This is a genomic window from Janthinobacterium sp. BJB401 (assembly GCF_013372745.1).
Lineage (GTDB): Bacteria > Pseudomonadota > Gammaproteobacteria > Burkholderiales > Burkholderiaceae_D > Janthinobacterium > Janthinobacterium rivuli.
This window is the reverse complement of sequence record NZ_JABXFH010000018.1, coordinates 74970-96266: the sequence shown is the minus strand read 5'-3', so window position 1 is coordinate 96266 and position 21297 is coordinate 74970. Positions and strand designations below refer to the sequence as shown.

Below are 21297 nucleotides of genomic sequence, written 5' to 3'. Positions count from 1 at the left end.
CAAGCAACATCCGGGGTCAGACCCGGCGGGTCTGACCCCAGCATTTGCCGTTGGGTTTAATTAATGACGGAAATGACGCGTACCCGTGTACAACATCACGACGCCACGCTCATCCGCCGCATCGATCACTTCCTGGTCGCGCATGGAGCCGCCCGGGTGGATGACGCAGGTCGCGCCCGCGTCGACGACGACGTCGAGGCCGTCGCGGAACGGGAAGAAGGCGTCCGACGCCACCACGGAACCGGTCAGCGACAGGCCGGCGTTTTGCGCCTTGATGGAAGCGATGCGGGCCGAGTCGATACGGCTCATCTGGCCGGCGCCCACGCCCAGCGTCATGTTATTGCCGCAGAAGACGATGGCGTTCGACTTGACGAATTTCGCCACTTTCCAGGCAAACATCAGGTCGGCCAGTTGCTGCGGCGTTGGCTGCAGTTTGCTGACCACGCGCAAGTCGCCGATACCGACGTTTTTCGCGTCCGGCGATTGCACCAGCAAGCCGCCACCGACGCGCTTGAAGTCCATGGCGTGCACGCCGCTGCCCAGCGGGATTTCCAGCATGCGCACGTTTTGCTTGCTCGACAGAATCTGTTTCGCTTCGGCGGAGAACGACGGAGCGATCAGCACTTCCACGAACAGCTTGGCGATTTCGCCGGCGGTGGCGCCGTCGAGTTCCGTGTTGAAGGCGATGATGCCGCCGAATGCCGAGGTCGGGTCCGTCTGCAGGGCGCGCGCATACGCTTCCGCCGCATTCTTGCCCAGGGCGACGCCGCATGGATTCGCGTGCTTGACGATGACGCAAGCGGCGCTTTGCTCGAAGCCGCCCATGCTCTTCACGCATTCCCAGGCAGCATCAGCGTCGGCGATGTTGTTGTACGACAATTCCTTACCTTGCAGCTGGCGATAGTTGGCCAGCGCGCCGTCGGTGGTGACGAGGTCGCGGTAGAAGGCGGCGCTCTGGTGCGGGTTTTCACCGTAGCGCATGTCTTGCACTTTTTCAAAGGCCACGTTCAGGATTTGCGGATAAGCGCCGCGCTCGGCGTGCACCTTCGTCGGGCCCAGGCTGGTCAGGTAGTTGGTGATGGCGCCATCGTATTGCGCCGTGTGCGCAAAGACTTTTTTCGCCAGCATGAACTTGGTGTCATAGCTGACGTCGCCTGCCTTGCCGTCGGCCGAGCGCATTTCCGCCAGCACCGCGTCGTAGTCGGTCGGGTCGCAGATGACGACCACGTCCTTGTGGTTCTTGGCCGCCGAACGCAGCATGGTCGGGCCGCCGATATCGATGTTTTCGATCGCGTCTTCCAGGGTGCAATCGGCCTTGGCGACCGTGCCCTGGAACGGGTACAGGTTGACCACCACCATGTCGATGGTCGGCATGTCGTGCTCGACCAGTTTCGACATATGTTCAGGGAAATCGCGGCGCGCCAGGATACCGCCGTGCACTTTCGGGTGCAGGGTTTTCACACGGCCATCGAGCATCTCCGGGAAACCCGTGTAATCGGCAACTTCCGTCACAGGAACACCGTTGTCTGCCAGCAATTTGGCGGTGCCGCCCGTGGACAGGAGGTTGACGCCGAGGGCGGACAGGGCGCGGGCGAATTCGAGAACGCCGGTCTTGTCGGAAACGGAGAGGAGAGCTTGTTTGATCATGGCTGTGGCTAGGTGGTTAAGTGTTCTTGGCGAATGGCACAGCGGTCAGCTATCAGGCTGGGCCCGCTGCGGCGGATTCAAATCTTGGCGTCACTTGCATGCCGGCATTACAGCAAACCGTGCTCCTGCAATTTCTTGCGCAGGGTATTGCGGTTGATGCCCAGCATCTGCGCGGCGTGCGACTGGTTGCCATCGGCGCGTGTCATCACGACTTCCAGGATGGGTTTTTCCACGGTCAGCACGACCATGTCGTAGATATTCGATGCTTGCTGTTCGCCCAGGTCATTGAAGTAATCTTCTAGACTTTTCTGTACGACTTCCTGAATGCTTTCTTTGCTCATTTGTATGCTTCAACCGGCTGAACACCTGGCCATCCGGCACCGCGCCGCTCATGCGGTCCGCGTGCTGCCCTCTTGCCTCGGTGTTGTAATTAATATTGCATGACGCTCTGTATAGGCGCTCGCCCTTGTACTGCCGACAACTGACTACCCTGCTTGTTGCTATCTGCTCATGCTGCCGTGGCCATCGGTTTGATCACATCGATCAGGCCACTTTCACTGGATTCGGAGAGGCGGTATTGTAACCGTTCGCCAAATTTCCATTGCGACTCAAAAAATTGATCGACGGCCAGCAACTGCGCGTCCGTCGACTCCAGCAAGTTCATTTGCTGCCGGAACGCTTCGCCGCCCTCCAGATCCTTCACATACCAGCCGATGTGCTTGCGCGCCGTGCGCACGCCGAGAAATTCCCCGTAAAACGCGTAATGGGCGCGCAAATGCTCATCCATCAGGCTACGCACTTCATCCACGTACGGCGCCGGCAATAAAGTACCGGTGCGCAAAAAATGGTCGATTTCACGGCAAATCCACGGCCTGCCCTGCGCCGCGCGGCCGATCATGACGGCATCGGCGCCCGTTTGATCGAGCACAAAGCGGGCCTTTTCCGGACTGGTAATGTCGCCGTTGGCCACCACGGGAATGCCCACCGATGCTTTCACGGCGGCAATGGTTTCATATTCGGCATCGCCCTTGTAGCCATCGGCGCGCGTACGGCCGTGCAGGGTCAGCATCTGGATGCCGGCTTGCTCGGCGATGCGGGCGATTTTCAAGGCGTTCTTGTTTTCGCGGTTCCAGCCCGTGCGAAATTTCAGGGTGACGGGCACGTCGACGGCGTTGACGACGGCGTGCAAGATTTTTTCCACCAGGCTTTCGTTTTGCAGCAGGGCCGAACCGCACCAGCTGTTGCACACCTTTTTGACGGGGCAACCCATGTTGATGTCGATGATCTGCGCGCCCCGGTCCACGTTGAACTTGGCGCAGTCGGCCAGGTCTTGCGGATCGGCGCCGGCAATCTGCACGGCTTTCGGCTCCATTTCGCCTTCGTGGTCCGTACGCCGCGAGCTTTTTTCCGTTGCCCACAGGCGCGGATTCGACGCCGCCATCTCCGACACGGCGTAGCCTGCCCCCAACTGCTTGCACAACTGGCGGAAAGGCCGATCCGTCACGCCCGCCATGGGAGCGACGAAAACGTTATTGCGCAGAATGTGAGGGCCGATTTGCACTGAGGAACCTGGAATGGACGGAGGAACCTGCTATTTTAACCGATTCCCTGCCTAATTAATAAGCACTATTTTTTTAGCTCAGTGCGTCAGAGTGACGATGGGGCCGCTTATAGGGCTTAGCCCAGCTCGTCCATCGCGGGCGCGCTCAGGTGCTCGATATTTCCCCAGTGCACCAAATGCAGCTTGCCGTCCGCGTAAGAAAAACGGTTGACGCTGGCATTTTTGACTTGGAAGTCGCGCGGGCTGTCGAGCGTCATGCCGACCGCCTCGCGGTAGGCGCACTCGAGCACGCCGCCGTGGGCCACGATGGCGATCGTCTGACCGTCGTACTGCCGGGCCCAGCGGGCGATGGCGCCATTCGCGCGCGCATAAAACTGGCGGAAACTTTCGGCCTGGCGCTCGCCCGACGGCATCACGGCGTCGATCTGGCGCGATTGCCATTGCGCATACTCGTGCGGATAGCGCGCGGCAATGTCCGCATACAGCAAGCCTTCGAAAGCGCCATAGCAGCGCTCGCGCAGCAAGGAGTCCGTTTGCACGGGTAAATCTTTCACGTCGGCCACGGCTTGCGCCGTCTGCCGCGCGCGCTGCAAATCGCTGGCGAGGATGGCGGCCAGCGGTTCGTCCGCCAGCGCCTGCCCCAGCGCGGCCGCTTGCGCCAGGCCCGCCTCGTTCAAGGCGATGTCGATATGGCCCTGCAGGCGGCGGCCCGCATTCCAGGCCGTTTCGCCATGGCGTATCAATAAAATCGTGGTGCTCATGCTTTATTTCTTCAGGGTAATTGCCAACTCGGGATTGAGCGAATAGGCGACGACGAGCTGGGCTTCGTCGAGGATGTGGCCGTACAGGGCGGCATGCGCTTGCTGCCCTGTAAAACGCTCGGGCAAGGCCAACTGTGGCACGTCGAGCGCATACAGGCGGAAGATATAGTGGTGGATGCGCTCGTCATTCCACGGCGGGCACGGGCCATCATAGCCGTAATAATCGCCAGCCATGGCGGCATCGCCGGCAAACCAGCCCGTGTAATCGTTGAGGCCCTGGCGCAGGCCAGAACTCGCAGCCTTGCCGCGCGGCGTGATGCCGCTGGAAAACTCTCCGGCGGCAATCGCGCGCATGGCCAGGGGAATATCGAGCAAGCTCCAATGATAAAAATCGCCGCGCAGCGCCGTCAGCGACAGGGCCTGGCCTTCAACATTGGCCAGGCTGGCGTCTTGCGGCGCATCAGGGTCGATGCAAAAGAGGGCCAGAGACTCGGTGCCGTTGGGCACCTCGTCCCAGGCCAGATGGGGATTGCGGTTGCCGGCGAGGCGCACGCGGCTGGCCGGATCGATCTCGGCAAAAGCATAGTCGGCCGGCATCAGGCCGCCATCACGAAACGTCTCGCTCCACAATTTCATCGCTTGCTCCTCTTTATAGTTATTGCTTTGCGTTCACTTGTAGCCAGAACGTGACGGGGCCGTCATTGGTGAGCGACACTTGCATGTCGGCGCCAAACTGCCCCGTTTGCACGGTCGCATGGCGGCTGCGCGCCTGGTCCACGAAATGCGTGAACAGGCGCAAGCCGTCCTGCGGCGCGGCCGCCGGCGTGAATGACGGGCGCGTGCCGGACTTGGTGTCGGCCGCCAGGGTAAACTGGGGCACCAGCAGCAGGCCGCCGGCCACGTCCGTCACGCTGCGGTTCATCTTGCCCGCCTCGTCGGCAAACACGCGGTAACCGAGCAGCTTGCTCAGCAGGGCGTCCGCCTCCTTCTCCGTATCGCCCCGCTCCGCGCACACGAGCACCATCAGGCCGGCGTCGATGGCGCCGATGGTGGCGCCGGCAACATCGACCTTCGCCTGGGTCACGCGCTGCAGCAGCGCGATCATGCCGTCAAGGTGACGCGCGCGAAACTGCGCTTGCCAACTTGCAACACGAACTGGCCGGCGGCCACTTGCAAGCCCTTGTCGCTGATGACGGTGCCATCGATGCGCACGCCGCCCTGGTCGATCTTGCGCATGGCTTCCGACGTGGACGGGCACAGGCCAGCCTGTTTCAGCAGTTGCGGGATGCCCAGCGGCGCGCCAGCCAGGCTCACTTCCGGAATATCGTCGGGGATGCCGCCCTTCGAGCGGTTGACGAAGTCGGCCAGCGCATCTTCGGCCGCCTGCTGCGAGTGGAAGCGGGCGACGATCTCTTGCGCCAGCGCAACCTTGGCATCGCGCGGATTGCGGCCTTCCTCGACTTCGCGCTTCAGCTGCGCCAGTTCGGCGATCGAGCGCCACGACAGCAGCTCGTAGTAGCGCCACATCATGACGTCGGAAATGCTCATCAGCTTGGCGAACATGGTGTTGCCCGGTTCCGTGATGCCGATGTAGTTATTCTTCGACTTGGACATTTTTTCCACGCCGTCCAAACCTTCCAGCAGCGGCATGGTCAAAATACACTGCTGCTCCTGTCCATACTGCTTTTGCAGTTCGCGGCCTACCAGCAGGTTGAACTTCTGGTCCGTGCCGCCCAGTTCCAGGTCCGATTTCAGGGCCACCGAGTCGTAACCTTGCATCAGCGGGTACAGGAATTCATGGACGGAAATAGGAATGCCGCCCTGGAAGCGCTTGGTGAAGTCGTCGCGCTCGATCATGCGCGCCACCGTGTAGTGGGAAGCGAGCTGGATGATGCCGCGCGCGCCCAGCGGATCGCACCACTCGGAGTTATAGCGAATTTCCGTCTTGCTGGCGTCCAGCACTAAAGATGCTTGCGCGAAATACGTCATCGCGTTAATCTCGATCTGTTCCTTGGTCAACGGCGGGCGCGTGACGTTGCGGCCCGAAGGGTCGCCGATCATGGACGTGAAGTCGCCGATGAGGAAAATGACTTGATGGCCGAGGTTTTGCAGCTGGCGCATCTTGTTCAGCACGACAGTGTGACCCAGATGCAAGTCGGGTGCAGTCGGGTCCAGGCCCAGTTTGATGCGCAGTGGAACACCGGTTTTCTCGGAGCGGGCTAATTTTTGCGCAAATTCGCTTTCGATCAAGAGTTCGTCGACGCCACGCTTGGTAATCGCGAGGGCTTCTTGTACTCTGTCCGACAGCACAAGCGCGGTCTGAGCGGCGTTAGCCTTTGTAGGCGATGCGGTGGTGTTGATTTCCATAAAATTTGACTGTAGATCTCAAAATGGTAGTAGGTTTGCGGAGTTTGCTATAATGCTCGATCCCATCAATCTTGCCGTATGAAAACGAACCAAAATAACAATAACAAAGAGCACTAGTTCACGAATCGTTCAAGGGCAAATTTTAACTGATTGCATGAACCCTATACATAAAATCACAGGCTCACGCTTGTACACACAGCTGACGACGACCCGCAAGGCACGCATTATTGGTGCTTCCGCGGTGCTGCTCGCCGTGGCCGCCTTCGGCGCGGTCGCTGTGTCGCCCATGGCGCCCGACGCATCCGACTTGCCGGTCACGTCCATCGCCCAGAACCTGGAAATGCCTGATCTCGCTTCGCAAATTTCCGCGATGGAACAGGTCGACCAGAATTTCACCCACGAAGAAAAAGTCCGCGCTGGCGATACCCTCGCCACCTTGCTGACCCGTCTCGGCGTGGATGATCCGGCGGCTGCCAATTTCATCAAAACCGACAAGATCGCGCGCGGCGTGATGTTGCTGAAATCGGGCAAGCGCGTGCAAGCGCAAACGTCCGAAAACGGCGACCTCAACTGGATGCGCGCCACCCTCGTCGACGGCACGGACAAATCGGTCAAGAACATCCTGATCACCCGCAAGGGCGACAAGTTCGTGGCCACGGAAGTGGCAGCCCAGCTGGAACGCCGCGTTGAAATGCACGCGCGCAAGATTACTTCCACCCTGTTCGCCGCCACCGACTCCAGCCTGGACGGCACCCGCCTGCCAGACTCGATTTCCGCGCAAATCGTGGAAATGTTCTCCACCAATATCGATTTCCGCTCCGACCTGAAACGCGGCGACTCGTTCAATGTTGTCTACGAAACATTCTGGCAAGATGGCGAATTCGTCCGAGCGGGCCGCATCCTGGCCGGTGAATTCACCAACCGCGGCACGACTTACCAGTCCGTTTGGTTCGAAGACCCAGCCAGCAAGCAAGGCGGCGGTTACTACAGTTTCGACGGCAAGTCCCTCAAAAAAGCCTTCCTGAAATCCCCCCTCGAATTCTCCCGCATCTCGTCCGGCTTCTCCATGCGCGTGCACCCGATTTCCGGCAACTGGAAAGCGCACAAGGGTATCGATTTCGCTGCAGCAACGGGCACCCCTATCCGCGCTTCGGGCGACGGCGTGGTCGATTCCGTCGGCAGCCAAAACGGCTATGGCAATGTTGTTGTCCTGAAACACTGGGCCAACTACACCACCGCCTACGCACACATGAGCCGCTTCGCTTCGGGCCTGAAAAAAGGTCAAAAAGTCAGCCAGGGCGATGTGATCGGCTACGTCGGCACCACCGGCTGGTCGACGGGCGCCCATTTGCACTATGAATTCCGCGTTGGCGGCGTGGCACAAGACCCAAGCAAGCTGAACGTACAAGCCCAGGCGCCATTGACGGCCGCTGAGCTGAGCCGCTTCCGCATGGTGTCGGCTGACATGATGCACCGCTTCACCCTGCTGCGTCCGAACGACACGGCACTGGCTTCGCGCTAAGCAACACCGCCTTCGGGCAACATATAAAGGCACCGCCCATGCACATGGCCGGTGCCTTTGTTTTATGTGTGCAGGAAAATCCGGCACAATGCATCCATCACTGACGCACTCAAGGAACACTCCATGCTGTATATCGGTTTAATGTCGGGCACCAGCCTCGATGGCGTCGACGGCGCGCTGGTCGACTTTTCCGACGATGGCGGCACGCGCAGCCTGGGCGACGCGTACATTCCCTTCCCCGCCAGCCTGCGCGCCGACCTGATGGCGTTGCAAAGTGCCGGCCAGAATGAAATCGAACGCGAAGCGCTGGCGGCAAATCAACTCGTGCGCCATTACGCGGATTGCGTCGCCATGCTCCTGAGCAACGCGGGGATCGGCCCGGACGCCGTCGCCGCCATCGGCGCACATGGCCAGACCATCCGCCATCGCCCCGAGCTGGGCTTTACGCGCCAGCTGAACAACCCGGCCCTGCTGGCTGAACTGACGGGCATCGACGTCATCGCCGACTTGCGCAGCCGCGACGTGGCGGCCGGCGGCCAGGGAGCGCCGCTGGTGCCCGCTTTTCACCAGGCCATTTTCAATTTACCAGGCCACACGCGCGTGCTGGCCAATATCGGCGGCATCAGCAATATCAGCGTGCTGCACGCGGACGGCACGGTGACGGGCTACGACACGGGGCCCGGCAATGCGCTGATGGATGGATGGGTTTTGCAACACCTGGGCCAGCCCTACGACGCCGACGGCGCCTGGGCAGCGACAGGCCAGGTCATCCCCGCCCTGCTGGCGGAATTGCTCAACGACCCGTATTTTGACTTGCCGGCGCCGAAAAGCACGGGACGCGACCTGTTCCATGCCGACTGGCTGAATAGCAAGCTGGCCAGCTATCCAGCCGCCCTGCCTGCCGACGTGCAGGCGACCCTGACGCAGCTGACGGCCGCCAGCCTGGCGCACGCCATCCTGCGCGACGGTGCGCAGGCGGAAACGCTCTATGTATGTGGCGGCGGCGCGCAGAACGCCAGCCTGATGGCGGCGCTGGCCCGTGCATTGCCGGGCATGGCGGTGGAATCGACCGAAGCGCTGGGCGTGGCGCCCAGCCAGGTCGAGGCGCTGGCCTTTGCCTGGCTGGCCTGGCGTTTTACGCAGCGCAAGCCGGGCAATTTGCCGGCCGTGACGGGAGCGGCGGGCTTACGCGTGCTCGGTGCGCTGTATCCGCGTTGAGCAGATGTAGAAACACAAATAGCGGATCGATGATCCGCTATTTTCTTGCTTGCCCCGTTTAGTACTTAAACGGAGAAGGACGAACCGCAACCGCAGGTCGACGTCGCGGTAGGATTCTTGATCACGAACTGCGCGCCTTCCAGGTCATCCTTGTAGTCGATTTCCGCGCCGACCAGGTACTGGTAGCTCATGGAATCGATCAACAGCTGGACGCCGTTCTTGACCATGGTGGTGTCATCTTCGTTGACGATTTCGTCGAAGGTGAAGCCATACTGGAAGCCGGAGCAGCCGCCGCCCTGCACGAATACGCGCAATTTCAGGTCGGGATTGCCTTCTTCTTCGATCAGCTGCGCGACTTTTTCAGCGGCGCTATCGGTAAAGATAATAGGGGAAGGGATCACATCTTGCATTTCAGCGACGGCATTCATATCAGGCACTCCTACTAGAAAACATTAAGTCATTATAGACTGTTGGCGCAACTCGCGCTGCGGCCGCCGCTGATGCGGCTGGACGGTGTTGTTCCTGCTCACATTTCCGATACGGCCAGGTGCAGCACGGGGTCGGCGCTGTCGTGCCGGCTGAGCTTGCCTTGCACCAGGGCGCCGCTGTGCATTTCCAGCACCTTGTAATAGACCTCTCCTACAATGCGGGCTTTTGGCTGGATTTCAAGCATTTCGGACACATACACGGGACCATTGATCTCGCCGCTGACGACCAGGCTCGAGCAGCGCACTTCGCCATCGATGCGGCCCGCCTCGCCCAGCACCACGTACGTGGGCTCGCCCGGCTCGCCCGTGACATTGCCGCGCACATGGCCGTCGATGCGCAGGCCGCCGCAAAACAGCAGGTCGCCCTCGATCCGCGTGGCAGCGCCGATCAAGGTGTCGATGGGGTTTTTCGCGTTGCGCTCGAACATGAACGTCATCCTGTCGGGGTACGTGGCAGTCCAATTTATCACAGGTCCGGCAAAAAGGCGCCGGACCCGCGCAAGCACCGTCGCCTATCGTTACGGCATCACGGCGATGTGTTGCAAACCGGCCGTTTCTTTCAAGCCAAACATCAAGTTCATGCATTGCACGGCCTGGCCCGACGCGCCCTTGACCAGATTGTCCTGCACCACCAGCACGATGACGGTATTGCCGCCTTCAGGACGGTGCAAGGCCAGGCGCAACATGTTCGAGCCGCGCGTGGAGCGTGTTTCCGGGTGCGAGCCGAAAGGCATCACGTCGACGAAAGGCTCATCCTTGTATTGCGCTTCGAACAAGGATTGCAATTCTTCATTGCTGACATCCTTGTTCAGCTGCGCGTACAGGGTCGAATGCATGCCGCGTATCATCGGCACCAGGTGCGGCGTGAAGGTCAGCGCCACTTTCTCGTCCGTGAAGCGCTGCAATTGCGCCGTCGTTTCCGGCAGGTGGCGGTGGCCGGCCACGCCATAGGCCTTGAAGCTGTCGCTGCTTTCCGAGAACAGGATGCCGATTTCCGCCTTGCGGCCGGCGCCGGACACGCCCGACTTGCAGTCGGCGATCAGGCTGCCAGCATTGACCAGGCCAGCTTTCAGCAGCGGGTAAAAGCCCAGCTGCATGGTGGTCGGGTAGCAACCGGGGTTGGCGATCAGCGTGGCTTGCTTGATGTCTTCACGGTTCAGTTCCGGCAAGCCATACACGGCTTGCTCGATCAGCTCGGGCGCCGTGTGGGGAATCTTGTACCACTGCTCGAACTTGGCCTGGTCTTTCAGGCGGAAGTCGGCGGCCAGGTCGATGACTTTCACGCCGGCGGCCAGCAGGGCTGGCGCTTGCGCCATGGCAACACCATGCGGGGTGGCAAAGAAGACCACGTCGCACTGCTCCAGATTCGCCTTGTCCGGCGAGGAAAAAGCCAGTTTCACGTGGCCACGCAGGGAAGGATACATGTCAGCAACGGGCAAGCCATCTTCCTTGCGCGAGGTAATCGCCGTCAACTCGACATCTGGATGGGTAGCGAGCAAGCGCAGCAATTCCACGCCCGTGTATCCAGTGCCGCCGACGATGCCAACTTTGATCATGTTCTTTCCTTGTGTATAGATTGCATAAGATTGCATAAAGATGAGGGGAAACGCTGCCCCTGCGGGTTTTCGCGTATTTTACAGCGCAACGGCGCATCCCGCTGAAATGCAAAAAAGCCGCGGGACCGAAGTCCAGCGGCTTTTCGACCAGCACCCCGGAAGGTGCTGTAGCGTAGAAATTAACGCTTCGAGAATTGCTTTGCGCGACGTGCTTTGCGCAGACCAACTTTTTTACGCTCGACTTCACGTGCATCGCGGGTCACGAAGCCGGCTTTCGCCAGTTCCGGTTTCAACGCTGCATCGTAGTCGATCAGAGCGCGGGTGATGCCGTGACGAACTGCACCAGCCTGGCCCGACTCACCGCCGCCATGGACGTTGACTTTGATGTCGAAACGCTCGACATTGCCGGTCAGTTCCAGAGGTTGACGGATGACCATCAGACCCGTTTCGCGCGAAAAGTATTCGTTTGCTGGTTTGCCGTTAACAACGATCAAGCCTGTGCCAACTTTGATAAAAACCCGAGCCACTGCACTTTTGCGACGGCCGGTTCCATAATTGTAATTACCGATCATGTCAGTTCCTTAGAGAACAAGTGCTTTAGGTTGCTGAGCAGCGTGCGGATGGGAACCTTCCGCGTACACTTTCAGCTTCTTGATCATTGCGTAGCCGAGTGGGCCTTTAGGCAGCATGCCCTTGACCGCTTTCTCAAGCGCGCGACCTGGAAAACGCTGTTGCATTTTCTGGAAGTTGGTTTCGTAGATGCCGCCTGGATAGCCAGAGTGACGGTAGTAAATTTTCTCAGTAGCTTTGGTACCGGTCACACGCAGTTTGCCTGCGTTGATGACGACGATAAAGTCGCCGGTATCGACGTGAGGAGTAAATTCTGGTTTGTGTTTGCCGCGCAGTCGGAGTGCCACTTCGCTGGCAACACGTCCGAGGACTTTGTCCGTCGCGTCAACCACGAACCAATCGCGCTGGACTTCATGTCCTTTAGCGGAAAATGTTTTCATGTTGACTTCCTAATAGATTACACGCTCAAATGGTGGTTCCGCCGATGCTGCTATGCGGACTCTGCCTTATTTACTTTTCCTGAGCGAACGGAAAGCCGACAAGTATAAGCGGCTTTGCCTTGCCGCGTCAAGCCGCAATCGAGGCCGGCTGCGGGCCGGCGGCCGGCACATGGATGAGCATTCCTCTATTACAATACAAAACGCTTACAATTTTCGGAGAGTACGATGGAATGCAAAGTCAGCTGGAATGGCCCGTCGGGCATGAGTTTTCGGGCAGAAACGGGTTCCGGCCACCTGGTGACCATGGATGGCGCGCCCGATGGCGGCGGCCACAACCTGGCGCCACGCCCCATGGAAATGGTCTTGCTGGGCACGGGCGGCTGCACCGCCTATGACGTGGTGCTGATCCTGAAACGCGGACGCGAAGACATCAAAGGCTGCGAAGTGACCCTGAAGGCCGAGCGCGCCGACACCGATCCGAAAGTGTTTACCAAGATCCACTTCCATTTCACCGTGCGGGGCAAGGCCCTGAAACCGACGGCCGTGGAACGGGCCGTGGCCTTGTCGCATGACAAATATTGCTCGGCGTCGATCATGCTGGCCAAGACGGCGGAAATCACCCACTCCTTCGAAATCATCGAGGAGTAGGTCGGATTAGCGCGCAAGCGCGTAATCCGACGATACCGGTAGCGCCAACAATGTTGTCGGATTACGGCCTGCGGCCTAATCCGACCTACCCGACCTGTCAAATGTAATACGCGGTTTTCGTCATCACTTTCCCCATGATGCCCATCAGCGCCTTCACCGGTGCCGGGGTATCGATGGCGCCCAGGCGCTGGGCGGCGGCGCCGTGTTCCACTTCGTCGATGGCCATCTGTTTCACAATGGCGCGCGACTTGGCGTCCTGCGGCGGCAATTCCTGCAAGTGGCTGGCCAGGTGCGCTTCCACCTGGCGTTCCGTTTCCACCACAAAACCCAGGCTGCGGCCGTCGCCCATGCGCGCGGCGATGGTGCCCAGCGCAAACGAACCCGCATACCACAGGGGATTGAGCAGGCTCAGACGCGAGCCCAGCTCCGTCAGGCGCTGCGCCGTCCAGGCCAGATGATCTTCCTCTTCGCGTCCCGCTTCGTCGAACTGGGCGCGGATGGCCGGGCTGTGCGCATAGCGCGCCTGCGAGTTGTACAGGGCTTGCGCGCACACTTCGCCCACATGATTGACGCGCATCAAGCCGGCGCTGTGGCGCTGTTCGGCCGGGCTCAGTTCCGCATCGGGCGCATGCGCGGCCGGCGTGGGGCGCGAGGCCGAGGCCACGCCCGCCATGACGCGCAGGGCCTTGTCGGCGCCAACAATCAAACGATCCAGGGGGTCAAAATGGCGGTTCGCGGTCATCGTGGCTATGCTCATGAGTAGTAAAGCATGAATTATAGGACGATCAGGGCCGGCAGTCCCCACGCCGCGCGCAGGGTGAACGGGGCTTTATTGACTTGTGCGCGCTTTTTCCTGCTCGATCCAGTCCACCACGGGGCCGACGGCGTCCAGGCCGGACAGGCTTTTCGCCACGCCCAGGTTCAGTGAAATCAGGAAAGAAATGCTGTCGACGGGGATGTCCGGGCAGAACTCGGCAAACGCGGCGCGAAAACGCTCCGATTGCAGCACGCGCAAGACTTTCTCGCCGCTCATGAATTGCAGCACGCTGGCGATGCTGTGCCCGCCACCGAGCGAGTGGTAAATGAAACGGTTGTATTTCGCGTCTATCTCTTTGAAGTCGAGCGCTTCCTCCGTCATCAGGCCGGCCAGGTAATACAGCCCCAGGCTGACGCGGAAGAAACCGATGGCTTCGGCACTGGTCATACCGGCGCGGGCCACGGCCAGTACCTTGTCCTGCATCGCCTGATCGATCGTTCGCATTGCGCTCTCCCGCGCCGTCCGCCGGCGCCCACCGGGCCAGCTTGCATGAAGATGCTGTTTTTTTCAATAGACCAAACGATATTTCCACCTTGCAAGTTACATTTTTTGCATGCTACTCTCGTTCTTCACCGTTAAATGGATGAAGCACATGATTGAGGTCAAGCACCTGGCAAAACGTTTCCGCATGCCGCCCCACAAAGGCAAGGCCATGCACGTCAGCGATCCGCGCGAACATGAGGGCTGGTTTCACGCCGTGCGCGACGTCAGTTTCAGCTGCGCCCCCGGCGAAGTGCTGGGACTGCTGGGGCCGAATGGCGCCGGCAAGACCACCACCCTGCGCCTGCTGTCGACGGCCTTGCAAGCGGACGCGGGCAGCGCCCTCGTCAATGGCGTCGATGTCCTGCAGCAACCGCTGGTGGCGCGCCAGAGCATCGGTTTCCTGTCCGGCTCGACGGGACTGTACGGCCGCCTGACGGCGCGCGAGAACGTGGAATACTTTGGCCGCCTGCACGGCATGCCGGCCGACAAGCTGAAACGCCGCTGCGACGAACTGTTCTCCCTGCTGCAGATGGAGGAATACGGCGCCAAGCGGGCCGATCAATTATCGACGGGCATGAAGCAGAAGTGCGCAATCGCCCGCACCGTCGTGCACGAGCCGCAAGTGGTGATCCTCGACGAGCCGACCACCGGGCTGGACGTGATGTCGGCCAAGATCCTGCTCGACTTCATCGCCAGCTACAAGGCGCTGCGCGTGCCGCTGATCTTTTCCACGCACCACCTGCACGAAGTGGAAAAGCTGTGCGACCGCGTCTGCATCATCAACCGCGGCACCACCGCCTTCAATGGCACGGTCGACGAACTGCGCCACCTGGGCGGCAGCGCGGACTTGTACGACGCCTTTGTCAGCGTCATCAACCAGGGAGCCTGATCCATGTGGACCATTTATCTGAAAGAGTTGCTGGAACTCACGCGCGACCGCAAGACGCTGATTTTCACCATCCTCATCCCCATCTTTGCCATGCCGCTGATCTTTGGCGGCTTCGCTTATGTTTCCAGCAATATGTTCAAGAACGCCAAGACGGCGGAAATGCGCTATGCGCTGTTCGGCAAGGACCATTCGCCGGGCCTGAGCGCGCGTTTTGCCCAGCAGCACAACTTGCGCGAAGTGCCGCTGGCCAGCGAGGGCGACATCCGCCGCGCCATCGGCGACGACACGATCAAGTTCGCCGTCGTCATTCCGCCCCGGTTTGAAGAGGCGCTGCAGCAACAGCAGCAAGCCAAGGTGGTGTTGCACTACAACAGCGCCAGCACGGTCGACGTGACCCAGCAGCGGGTGCGCGAGATCGTCGAGGCGTATAACGCCAGCCTGCGCGAAAGCGCGCTGTCGGCCCTGAACCTGAGCCCGGCCCAGCTGGCCTTTGCCCTCAATCCCATCGTGCTCGACAAGCAATCGACGGCCAACGAACGCGAGCAGATGGGCGCCATCGTCGGCGGCATGCTGCCGTATCTGCTGCTGATGGTGTGCCTGACGGCGGCCATGTATCCGGCCATCGACCTGGGCGCCGGCGAAAAGGAACGGGGCACCCTGGAAACCCTGCTGCTGGCGCCCGTGCCGCGCAGCGCCATCGTGCTGGCCAAGTTCCTCGTGCTGTTTACGGTGGGCATGACCTCGGCCGTGCTGATGGTGGGCAGCATGGGCGCCCTGCTGGCCATCTTCGGCAGTTCGCTCGAAGGCAACATGGCCGTCATGGTGCGCAGCATCGGCTTGCCCGACCTGGCCATGGTGACCCTGATGCTGGTGCCGACGGCCGCCATCTTCGCCTCGCTGCTGCTGTCGATCTCGATCTACGCAAAAAGCTACAAGGAAGCGGCCGGCATGATCACGCCATTGATGCTGTTCGTCATCCTGCCCACGGTGGCGGCCATGCTGCCCGGCGTCGAGCTGAACTGGATGTGGGCCATGGTACCGCTGACCAACGTGTCGCTGGCCATGAAGGAACTGGTCAAGGGCACCATGGATTACCGCATGTTCGGCGTGATCCTGGCCTCGACCACGGTGATCGCGGGCGCGCTGCTGATGCTGTGCCGCTGGTGGTTTAACCGCGAATCGGTACTTTTCCGAAATTAAACCTGCAAATGGCTTGCGGCGGGGTGCCGTCCACCCCGCCCATCCGCACTCTGGGCACGTGAAAATGCCGTGTATCGCATGCAACTGCCCAGCACGTCTTAAATTCAATACAATGCCAGCATAGATAAGCTCCGCAGCATGGGGCCGCAACAGCATGAGCAAGGAGTTGTATGGAATTGCAGATTCGCAAATTGTCGAAGACCTACGCGAATGGCGTGGTGGCGCTGGATAACGTGTCGCTGACGATACCGCCCGGGATGTTTGGCTTGCTGGGCCCGAACGGCGCCGGCAAGTCGACCCTGATGCGCACCCTGGCCACCCTGCAGGAATGCGATTCCGGTTCCATCTTCTTCGGCGACTACGACGTGCTCGACGACAAGGACGAGATCCGCCGCATGCTGGGCTACCTGCCGCAAGACTTCGGCCTGTACCCGAAAGTGACGGCCTACGAACTGCTCGACCACTTCGCCACGTTAAAAGGGCTGTCGCAGCGGGCGCGCCGGCGCGAGGTCGTCGATGGCCTGTTGCAGCAAACCAATCTGTTCGACGTGCGCCACCAGCGCCTGGGCAGCTTTTCCGGCGGCATGCGCCAGCGCTTCGGCATCGCGCAAGCGCTGCTGGGCGACCCGAAACTGATCATCGTCGACGAGCCGACCGCCGGCCTCGACCCGCAGGAGCGCGTGCGCTTCCACAATCTGCTGTCCGACATCGGCGAAGACAAGACGGTGATCCTGTCGACCCACATCGTGTCCGACGTGGCCGACCTGTGCGCCAACATGGCCATCATCAACAAGGGCCATTTGCTGCTGTGCGGCAAGACCCAGGAACTGATCGACGAAGTCAGCTGCAAGATCTGGGCGCGTTTTGTCGAAAAGAAAGAGCTGGCCAGCTTCCAGCAGCGCCACGCCGTCATTTCCACGCGCTTGCTGTCGGGCCGCACCCTGATCCACGTCTACAGCGACGACGACCCGGGCGACGGCTTCGAGGAAGCCATCGGCGACCTGGAAGACCTGTATTTCGCCACCATTGCCGGGCGCCATCGCGTCGCCCCGCAGTGCGACTGAGGGGGCGGCCATGTTTGCCATCGCCCGCTTTGAAGCGCGACAGCGGCTCAAGCTGCTGTCCACCTGGGTGTATTTCGCCATGTTCCTGGCGCTGGCCATGCTGTGGATGGCGGCCGCCGGCGGCGTCTTCAAGGAAGCGAGCATCAGTTTCGGCGGCAAGTTCCTGATCAACGCACCGCGCTCGCTGGCTTTTACGTGCAGCGTGCTGGGCTGCTTCGGCGCCGTGGTCGTGGCCGCCATGATGGGCCGCTCGGTGCAGCAGGATTTCGAGTACGGCATGCAGCATTTCTTCTTCAGCGCGCCGATCAAAAAATACCAGTACGTGTTTGGCCGCTTCCTCGGCGCCTGGCTGGTGCTGGCGGTAGTGTTTTCCAGCATCGTCATCGGCGCCTGGCTGGGCGCCTGGCTGCCCGGCATCGATCCGGAAAGGCTGGGGCCGCAGCGGGCGCTGGCCTATCTGATGCCGTACGTGTTTACCCTGCTGCCGAATCTGTTCATCTTCGGCGCCATCTTCTTCGTCATCGCGGCCCTGACGCGGCGCATGCTGCCCGTGTACATCAGCTCGGTAGTCATGCTGATCGGCTATCTGGTGGCGCCGTCGCTGGCGCGCGACCTCGACTACAAGACCCTGGCCGCCCTGATCGACCCCTTCGGCACCACGGCGCTGATACGCCTGACGGAATACTGGCCGAATGCGGAGCGCAACACGCGCCTCGTCACGCTGGAAGGCGTGTACCTGCTGAACCGCGCCATCTGGTCCGGCTTCGCCCTCGTGGCCTTGCTGCTCGGCTACTGGCGCTTCCAGTTCCACGCCACGACGGACGCGGGCGCCGGCAAGCGCCGCAGCGAAGGCGAGGCGCCGCAGCGCCTGTCAAACGCCTCGCTGTCGACGCAGGAAACACCGGACTTCGCGCAGCGCAATCTGGCCGCCCTGCTCGTCAAGATGAGCTGGCTGAACCTGCGCGAAACCATCAAAAACATCTATTTTGTCGTCATCGTGCTGGCCGGCGTGCTGACCATGTATGCGGGCGCGCTCGACATGGGCTCCATTTACGGCACGAATACCTATCCCGTGACGGAAAAGGTGCTGGACATGGTCAACGCCTCGTTCGCCCTGTTCATGCTGGTCATTACCACTTTCTATGCGGGCGAGCTGGTGTGGCGCGAACGCGAGGCGGGCACGTATCTGATGCTCGACGCCCTGCCCGTGCCGAACTGGCTGCCCCTGCTGTCGAAACTGTTTGCGCTGATCAGCCTGCAAGCCTTGCTGAGCCTGGTCATCATGCTGTGCGGCATGTCGATCCAGGTCTTCAAGGGTTATTACCGCCTCGACCCCGGCCTGTACCTGGAATCGCTGTTCCTGTCGCACCTGCCCTACTATGCGCTGATCGCCGTGCTGGCCATCTTTTTGCAGGTGTTGATCAATCACAAGTACCTGGCGTATTTCGCCATGATCCTGTACCACATCGCCAGCATCAGCTTTTCCTCGCTGGGCCTGGGCGACCCGCTGCTGCTGTACGCCAGCACGCCAGACTTCGTGTATTCGGCCATGAACGGCGCCGGCCACTATCTGTTGCGCGAACGCTGGTACTTGCTGTACTGGAGCGGCGCGGCCATCATGCTGACGGTGCTGTCGCTGCTGTTCTGGCCCCGCGGCGCGCAGGACAGCTGGCGCATCCGCCTGCGCCTGGCGCGCCACGGCCTGACGCAGGGCGTGCTGGCCAGCTTTGCCGGCGGCGCCCTGATCTTCGTCGGCGCCGGCGGCGTGCTGTTCTATGTTTTCCACGTGGCCAACGATTACCAGTCCGAATTTTCCCGCGATGCGGACCGCGCCAGCATCGAGCGCCAGTACCGCAAGTTTGCCGCCACGCCGCAACCGAGAATCACCGACGTGAAACTCGACGTGGCGATCTACCCGGCGCAGCGCAGCCTCACCGTCACGGGCCGCTATGTGCTGCAAAACAAGACCAGCCTGCCGATCAGCCACATTTTTGTGCAGCAAGACCCGACCTCCACCATGCGCCTGCGTTTCGATGCCCGCGTGCATCCCGGCCTCGATGACGGCAAGCTGGGCTTTTACAGCTACCGCCTGGCCGCGCCGCTGGCGCCGGGCGCCACCCTGGGCCTCGATTTCGACGTCCGCTACGCGCCGCGCGGCATCTTCGGCCTGGGCCAGGACACGCCCGTGGTGGCCAACGGCACCTTCTTCACGAATGCCGTGCTGCCGCACATCGGTTACCAGCCGCAGCAGGAATTGACGGACCCGCGCGACCGCAAGAAACACGGCTTGCCCGCGCGCGAACGGGCCTTGCCGCGCGACGATGCGAAGGGACTGGCCGACAATTACGTCAGCAACGACGCCGACCGCATCAACTTTGACGCCACCGTCAGCACCGTCGACGGCCAGACGGCCATCGCGCCGGGCATGCTGGACAACGACTGGATCGCCAAGGGCCGCCATTACTTCCACTACACGATGGAGCAGCCGATCCTGAATTTCTACGCCTTCCAGTCGGCCCGCTACGCCGTCAGGCACGAGCGCTGGCAGGACGTGGCCATCGACGTGTACTACCATCCTGGCCATGAGTACAACCTTGATCGCTTCGTGCGCGGCAGCAAGGAAGCGCTCGAGTACTACACGAAGAACTTCGGCCCCTACCAGCACAAGATCCTGCGCATCGTCGAATTCCCCCGCTACGCCACGTTCGCGCAATCGTTCCCGAACACGATACCGTATTCGGAAGGGCTGGGCTTCATCGCCAGGGTGGACGACAAGAACCCCAAGGACCTCGACTATCCGTTCTACGTCACGGCGCATGAAGTGGCGCACCAGTGGTGGGCGCATCAATTGGTGGGTGGCAATACGCGGGGTGCTACCGTGCTCAGCGAAACCCTGGCCGAATATTCGGCCCTGATGGTGATGAAGAAAAGCGTGGGGCCGGCCAAGATGCGCCGCTTCCTGCGCTATGACCTGAATCAATACCTGATGGGGCGCAGCGAAGAGCGCAAGAAGGAATTGCCGCTGGCCGAGAATGAAAACCAGGCCTACATCCACTACCACAAAGGCAGCCTGGCCATGTACTTGCTGCAAGATATCATCGGCGAGGACAAGGTCAACGGCGTGCTGCGCGACTTGCTCAAGACCCATGGCCAGAAAGGCCCGCCGTATGCCAGCGTGACGGCCCTAATACAGGGCTTGCGCCTGGTCACGCCGCCCGAGCAGGCTTACCTGATCGACGACCTGTTCGAGAAAATCGTGCTGTTCGACAATCGCGCCCTGTCGGCCACGGGCACCAAACGCAGCGATGGCAAGTATGCCGTCACCGTCAAGGTGCAGGCCAGCAAATTGACGGCGGGCGAACAGGGAGAGGAACACGATGCACCCCTGCACGACTGGATCGAGATCGGCGTCGACGACGCGAACGACCATCCGCTGCTGCGCGAACGCCTGCGCATGACGGCGCGCGAGGCGAGCTACACCGTCATCGTCGGCAGCCGGCCCGGCAAGGCGGGCATCGATCCCGACAACAAGCTGATCGACCGCAAGCCGGACGACAATATGGTCACCGTCGAGCTCGAAGAACCATGACGAAAAATGGCCACCCTGAACAGGTGGCCATTTTTTTGAATATCAGGCGCTCATCAGACTGCGGCGCGGCGCGTCACCAGGCTCAGGCTGATGCCCATTTCCGTCAGATGCTGCATGTCGGCCAGGCTTAGGTCCAGCGGCGTGTCGAGCGTATCGTCGCCGTTCAGTTCCAGTTGCAGCTCGGCCACGATGCGCGGCATCGTGAAGCTGACGCCGCGCGAACGGCATTCGGCCAGATAGCTACGTATGCGCGAGGGCAACACTTGCGATTTCGGCGCCTGCGCGATCAGCACTTCAAATCCGGAATCGAGATGCACGCGATTCGCGCCCTTCGCCTCGCCCTTGCGCCATTGCCGTTCCGGATCCGTGGGCAAGACTTCGAGAATGGATTTGAGCGTGGGGTCGTCCCCATGCACCGACAGCTTCGCCATATTCATATTGCAAGACTTTCTAGTCAGGACGCCGCCAGGAAGGCGG

22 protein-coding genes are annotated in these 21297 nt (G+C 61.0%); 7 read left to right on the top strand and 15 right to left on the bottom strand.

Annotated elements, in window-relative coordinates; all coding sequences use genetic code 11:
• Positions 1–60: 60 nt before the first annotated feature.
• The 7 genes from purH to tyrS form a co-directional block, all read right to left on the bottom strand.
• The gene (purH, locus tag HWE17_RS14060; protein WP_035824592.1) at positions 61–1647 is read right to left on the bottom strand and encodes a bifunctional phosphoribosylaminoimidazolecarboxamide formyltransferase/IMP cyclohydrolase; all 1587 of its coding nucleotides are present in this window, start codon (positions 1645–1647) and stop codon (positions 61–63) included.
• Between the two features lie 107 nt (positions 1648–1754).
• Entirely contained in the window at positions 1755–1988 is a 234-nt protein-coding gene (locus HWE17_RS14055; RefSeq protein WP_008445162.1) for a helix-turn-helix domain-containing protein, read from the bottom strand.
• A 167-nt stretch (positions 1989–2155) separates the two neighbouring features.
• On the bottom strand, positions 2156–3208 hold the full coding sequence (gene dusB / locus HWE17_RS14050) for a tRNA dihydrouridine synthase DusB (protein WP_099379940.1): 1053 nt from the start codon (positions 3206–3208) through the stop codon (positions 2156–2158).
• Between the two features lie 116 nt (positions 3209–3324).
• The gene (locus HWE17_RS14045) at positions 3325–3969 is read right to left on the bottom strand and encodes a histidine phosphatase family protein (protein ID WP_176389148.1); all 645 of its coding nucleotides are present in this window, start codon (positions 3967–3969) and stop codon (positions 3325–3327) included.
• A 3-nt stretch (positions 3970–3972) separates the two neighbouring features.
• A complete protein-coding gene (locus tag HWE17_RS14040) occupies positions 3973–4605 on the bottom strand; it encodes a YbhB/YbcL family Raf kinase inhibitor-like protein (protein WP_035824583.1) in 633 nt (210 codons plus the stop codon).
• Positions 4606–4624: 19 nt separating this feature from the next.
• A complete protein-coding gene (gene dtd / locus HWE17_RS14035) occupies positions 4625–5074 on the bottom strand; it encodes a D-aminoacyl-tRNA deacylase (RefSeq protein ID WP_099403329.1) in 450 nt (149 codons plus the stop codon).
• Positions 5071–6336: a tyrosine--tRNA ligase gene (tyrS, locus tag HWE17_RS14030; protein WP_035824578.1), complete on the bottom strand. Its 1266-nt coding sequence runs from the start codon at positions 6334–6336 to the stop codon at positions 5071–5073. Before tyrS ends, dtd begins: the two co-directional genes overlap by 4 nt.
• 154 nt (positions 6337–6490) lie before the next feature.
• Here tyrS and HWE17_RS14025 point away from each other — a divergent pair, with 154 nt between their 5' ends.
• Complete coding sequence (locus tag HWE17_RS14025) at positions 6491–7858, top strand: M23 family metallopeptidase (protein ID WP_035824576.1); 1368 nt, start codon at positions 6491–6493, stop codon at positions 7856–7858.
• A 123-nt stretch (positions 7859–7981) separates the two neighbouring features.
• A complete protein-coding gene (locus tag HWE17_RS14020; RefSeq protein ID WP_176389147.1) occupies positions 7982–9076 on the top strand; it encodes an anhydro-N-acetylmuramic acid kinase in 1095 nt (364 codons plus the stop codon).
• A 65-nt stretch (positions 9077–9141) separates the two neighbouring features.
• Here the strand turns inward: HWE17_RS14020 and erpA are convergent, their stop codons facing one another.
• The 5 genes from erpA to rplM form a co-directional block, all read right to left on the bottom strand.
• Positions 9142–9504 (bottom strand): iron-sulfur cluster insertion protein ErpA, encoded by a 363-nt coding sequence (gene erpA / locus HWE17_RS14015; protein ID WP_029496047.1) that lies wholly within the window; start codon positions 9502–9504, stop codon positions 9142–9144.
• A gap of 98 nt (positions 9505–9602) precedes the next feature.
• A complete protein-coding gene (locus HWE17_RS14010; RefSeq protein WP_035828615.1) occupies positions 9603–9992 on the bottom strand; it encodes a polymer-forming cytoskeletal protein in 390 nt (129 codons plus the stop codon).
• Between the two features lie 90 nt (positions 9993–10082).
• Entirely contained in the window at positions 10083–11120 is a 1038-nt protein-coding gene (gene argC, locus HWE17_RS14005) for an N-acetyl-gamma-glutamyl-phosphate reductase (RefSeq protein WP_176389146.1), read from the bottom strand.
• 179 nt (positions 11121–11299) lie between these two features.
• The gene (gene rpsI / locus HWE17_RS14000; RefSeq protein ID WP_010393285.1) at positions 11300–11692 is read right to left on the bottom strand and encodes a 30S ribosomal protein S9; all 393 of its coding nucleotides are present in this window, start codon (positions 11690–11692) and stop codon (positions 11300–11302) included.
• A 9-nt stretch (positions 11693–11701) separates the two neighbouring features.
• The gene (rplM, locus tag HWE17_RS13995) at positions 11702–12130 is read right to left on the bottom strand and encodes a 50S ribosomal protein L13 (RefSeq protein ID WP_010393282.1); all 429 of its coding nucleotides are present in this window, start codon (positions 12128–12130) and stop codon (positions 11702–11704) included.
• A gap of 225 nt (positions 12131–12355) precedes the next feature.
• Between rplM and HWE17_RS13990 the strand changes: the two genes are divergently transcribed.
• Positions 12356–12778 carry an OsmC family protein gene (locus HWE17_RS13990; protein WP_035824569.1) on the top strand — a complete coding sequence of 141 codons (423 nt, stop codon included), beginning with the start codon at positions 12356–12358 and terminating at the stop codon, positions 12776–12778.
• Positions 12779–12875: 97 nt separating this feature from the next.
• Here HWE17_RS13990 and coq7 read toward each other — a convergent pair whose 3' ends face one another.
• Positions 12876–13520: a 2-polyprenyl-3-methyl-6-methoxy-1,4-benzoquinone monooxygenase gene (coq7, locus tag HWE17_RS13985; RefSeq protein ID WP_035824568.1), complete on the bottom strand. Its 645-nt coding sequence runs from the start codon at positions 13518–13520 to the stop codon at positions 12876–12878.
• A gap of 87 nt (positions 13521–13607) precedes the next feature.
• Positions 13608–14039: a hypothetical protein gene (locus HWE17_RS13980; RefSeq protein ID WP_035824565.1), complete on the bottom strand. Its 432-nt coding sequence runs from the start codon at positions 14037–14039 to the stop codon at positions 13608–13610.
• A gap of 148 nt (positions 14040–14187) precedes the next feature.
• On the opposite strand from HWE17_RS13980, the gene HWE17_RS13975 reads away from it, so the two are divergent.
• The 4 genes from HWE17_RS13975 to HWE17_RS13960 all read left to right on the top strand — a co-directional run bounded on the left by HWE17_RS13975 (position 14188) and on the right by HWE17_RS13960 (position 20820).
• Positions 14188–14967 (top strand): ATP-binding cassette domain-containing protein, encoded by a 780-nt coding sequence (locus HWE17_RS13975; RefSeq protein ID WP_035828613.1) that lies wholly within the window; start codon positions 14188–14190, stop codon positions 14965–14967.
• Between the two features lie 3 nt (positions 14968–14970).
• The gene (locus tag HWE17_RS13970) at positions 14971–16167 is read left to right on the top strand and encodes an ABC transporter permease (protein ID WP_035824561.1); all 1197 of its coding nucleotides are present in this window, start codon (positions 14971–14973) and stop codon (positions 16165–16167) included.
• Positions 16168–16337: 170 nt separating this feature from the next.
• Positions 16338–17231: an ABC transporter ATP-binding protein gene (locus HWE17_RS13965; protein WP_035824559.1), complete on the top strand. Its 894-nt coding sequence runs from the start codon at positions 16338–16340 to the stop codon at positions 17229–17231.
• Positions 17232–17241: 10 nt separating this feature from the next.
• Positions 17242–20820, top strand: a complete 3579-nt coding sequence (locus HWE17_RS13960; protein ID WP_176389145.1) for a M1 family aminopeptidase — start codon at positions 17242–17244, stop codon at positions 20818–20820.
• A 53-nt stretch (positions 20821–20873) separates the two neighbouring features.
• On the opposite strand, the gene HWE17_RS13955 is transcribed toward HWE17_RS13960, so the two are convergent.
• Positions 20874–21257 (bottom strand): hypothetical protein, encoded by a 384-nt coding sequence (locus HWE17_RS13955; protein WP_176389144.1) that lies wholly within the window; start codon positions 21255–21257, stop codon positions 20874–20876.
• Between the last annotated feature and the right edge of the window lie 40 nt (positions 21258–21297).

Excerpts from the sequence above, each read along its gene's own strand:
- argC (WP_176389146.1), bottom strand. The coding sequence starts at position 11,120 with ATGATCAAAGTTGGCATCGTCGGCGGCACTGGATACACGGGCGTGGAA.
- HWE17_RS14025 (WP_035824576.1), top strand. The coding sequence starts at position 6,491 with ATGAACCCTATACATAAAATCACAGGCTCACGCTTGTACACACAGCTG.
- tyrS (WP_035824578.1), bottom strand. The coding sequence starts at position 6,336 with ATGGAAATCAACACCACCGCATCGCCTACAAAGGCTAACGCCGCTCAG.
- HWE17_RS13990 (WP_035824569.1), top strand. The coding sequence starts at position 12,356 with ATGGAATGCAAAGTCAGCTGGAATGGCCCGTCGGGCATGAGTTTTCGG.
- HWE17_RS13965 (WP_035824559.1), top strand. The coding sequence starts at position 16,338 with ATGGAATTGCAGATTCGCAAATTGTCGAAGACCTACGCGAATGGCGTG.
- erpA (WP_029496047.1), bottom strand. The coding sequence starts at position 9,504 with ATGAATGCCGTCGCTGAAATGCAAGATGTGATCCCTTCCCCTATTATC.
- HWE17_RS14045 (WP_176389148.1), bottom strand. The coding sequence starts at position 3,969 with ATGAGCACCACGATTTTATTGATACGCCATGGCGAAACGGCCTGGAAT.
- rpsI (WP_010393285.1), bottom strand. The coding sequence starts at position 11,692 with ATGATCGGTAATTACAATTATGGAACCGGCCGTCGCAAAAGTGCAGTG.
- HWE17_RS13960 (WP_176389145.1), top strand. The coding sequence starts at position 17,242 with ATGTTTGCCATCGCCCGCTTTGAAGCGCGACAGCGGCTCAAGCTGCTG.
- HWE17_RS14040 (WP_035824583.1), bottom strand. The coding sequence starts at position 4,605 with ATGAAATTGTGGAGCGAGACGTTTCGTGATGGCGGCCTGATGCCGGCC.
- rplM (WP_010393282.1), bottom strand. The coding sequence starts at position 12,130 with ATGAAAACATTTTCCGCTAAAGGACATGAAGTCCAGCGCGATTGGTTC.
- HWE17_RS14020 (WP_176389147.1), top strand. The coding sequence starts at position 7,982 with ATGCTGTATATCGGTTTAATGTCGGGCACCAGCCTCGATGGCGTCGAC.
- HWE17_RS13975 (WP_035828613.1), top strand. The coding sequence starts at position 14,188 with ATGATTGAGGTCAAGCACCTGGCAAAACGTTTCCGCATGCCGCCCCAC.
- coq7 (WP_035824568.1), bottom strand. The coding sequence starts at position 13,520 with ATGACCGCGAACCGCCATTTTGACCCCCTGGATCGTTTGATTGTTGGC.
- HWE17_RS13970 (WP_035824561.1), top strand. The coding sequence starts at position 14,971 with ATGTGGACCATTTATCTGAAAGAGTTGCTGGAACTCACGCGCGACCGC.
- HWE17_RS14010 (WP_035828615.1), bottom strand. The coding sequence starts at position 9,992 with ATGTTCGAGCGCAACGCGAAAAACCCCATCGACACCTTGATCGGCGCT.
- HWE17_RS13955 (WP_176389144.1), bottom strand. The coding sequence starts at position 21,257 with ATGAATATGGCGAAGCTGTCGGTGCATGGGGACGACCCCACGCTCAAA.
- purH (WP_035824592.1), bottom strand. The coding sequence starts at position 1,647 with ATGATCAAACAAGCTCTCCTCTCCGTTTCCGACAAGACCGGCGTTCTC.
- HWE17_RS13980 (WP_035824565.1), bottom strand. The coding sequence starts at position 14,039 with ATGCGAACGATCGATCAGGCGATGCAGGACAAGGTACTGGCCGTGGCC.
- HWE17_RS14055 (WP_008445162.1), bottom strand. The coding sequence starts at position 1,988 with ATGAGCAAAGAAAGCATTCAGGAAGTCGTACAGAAAAGTCTAGAAGAT.
- dtd (WP_099403329.1), bottom strand. The coding sequence starts at position 5,074 with ATGATCGCGCTGCTGCAGCGCGTGACCCAGGCGAAGGTCGATGTTGCC.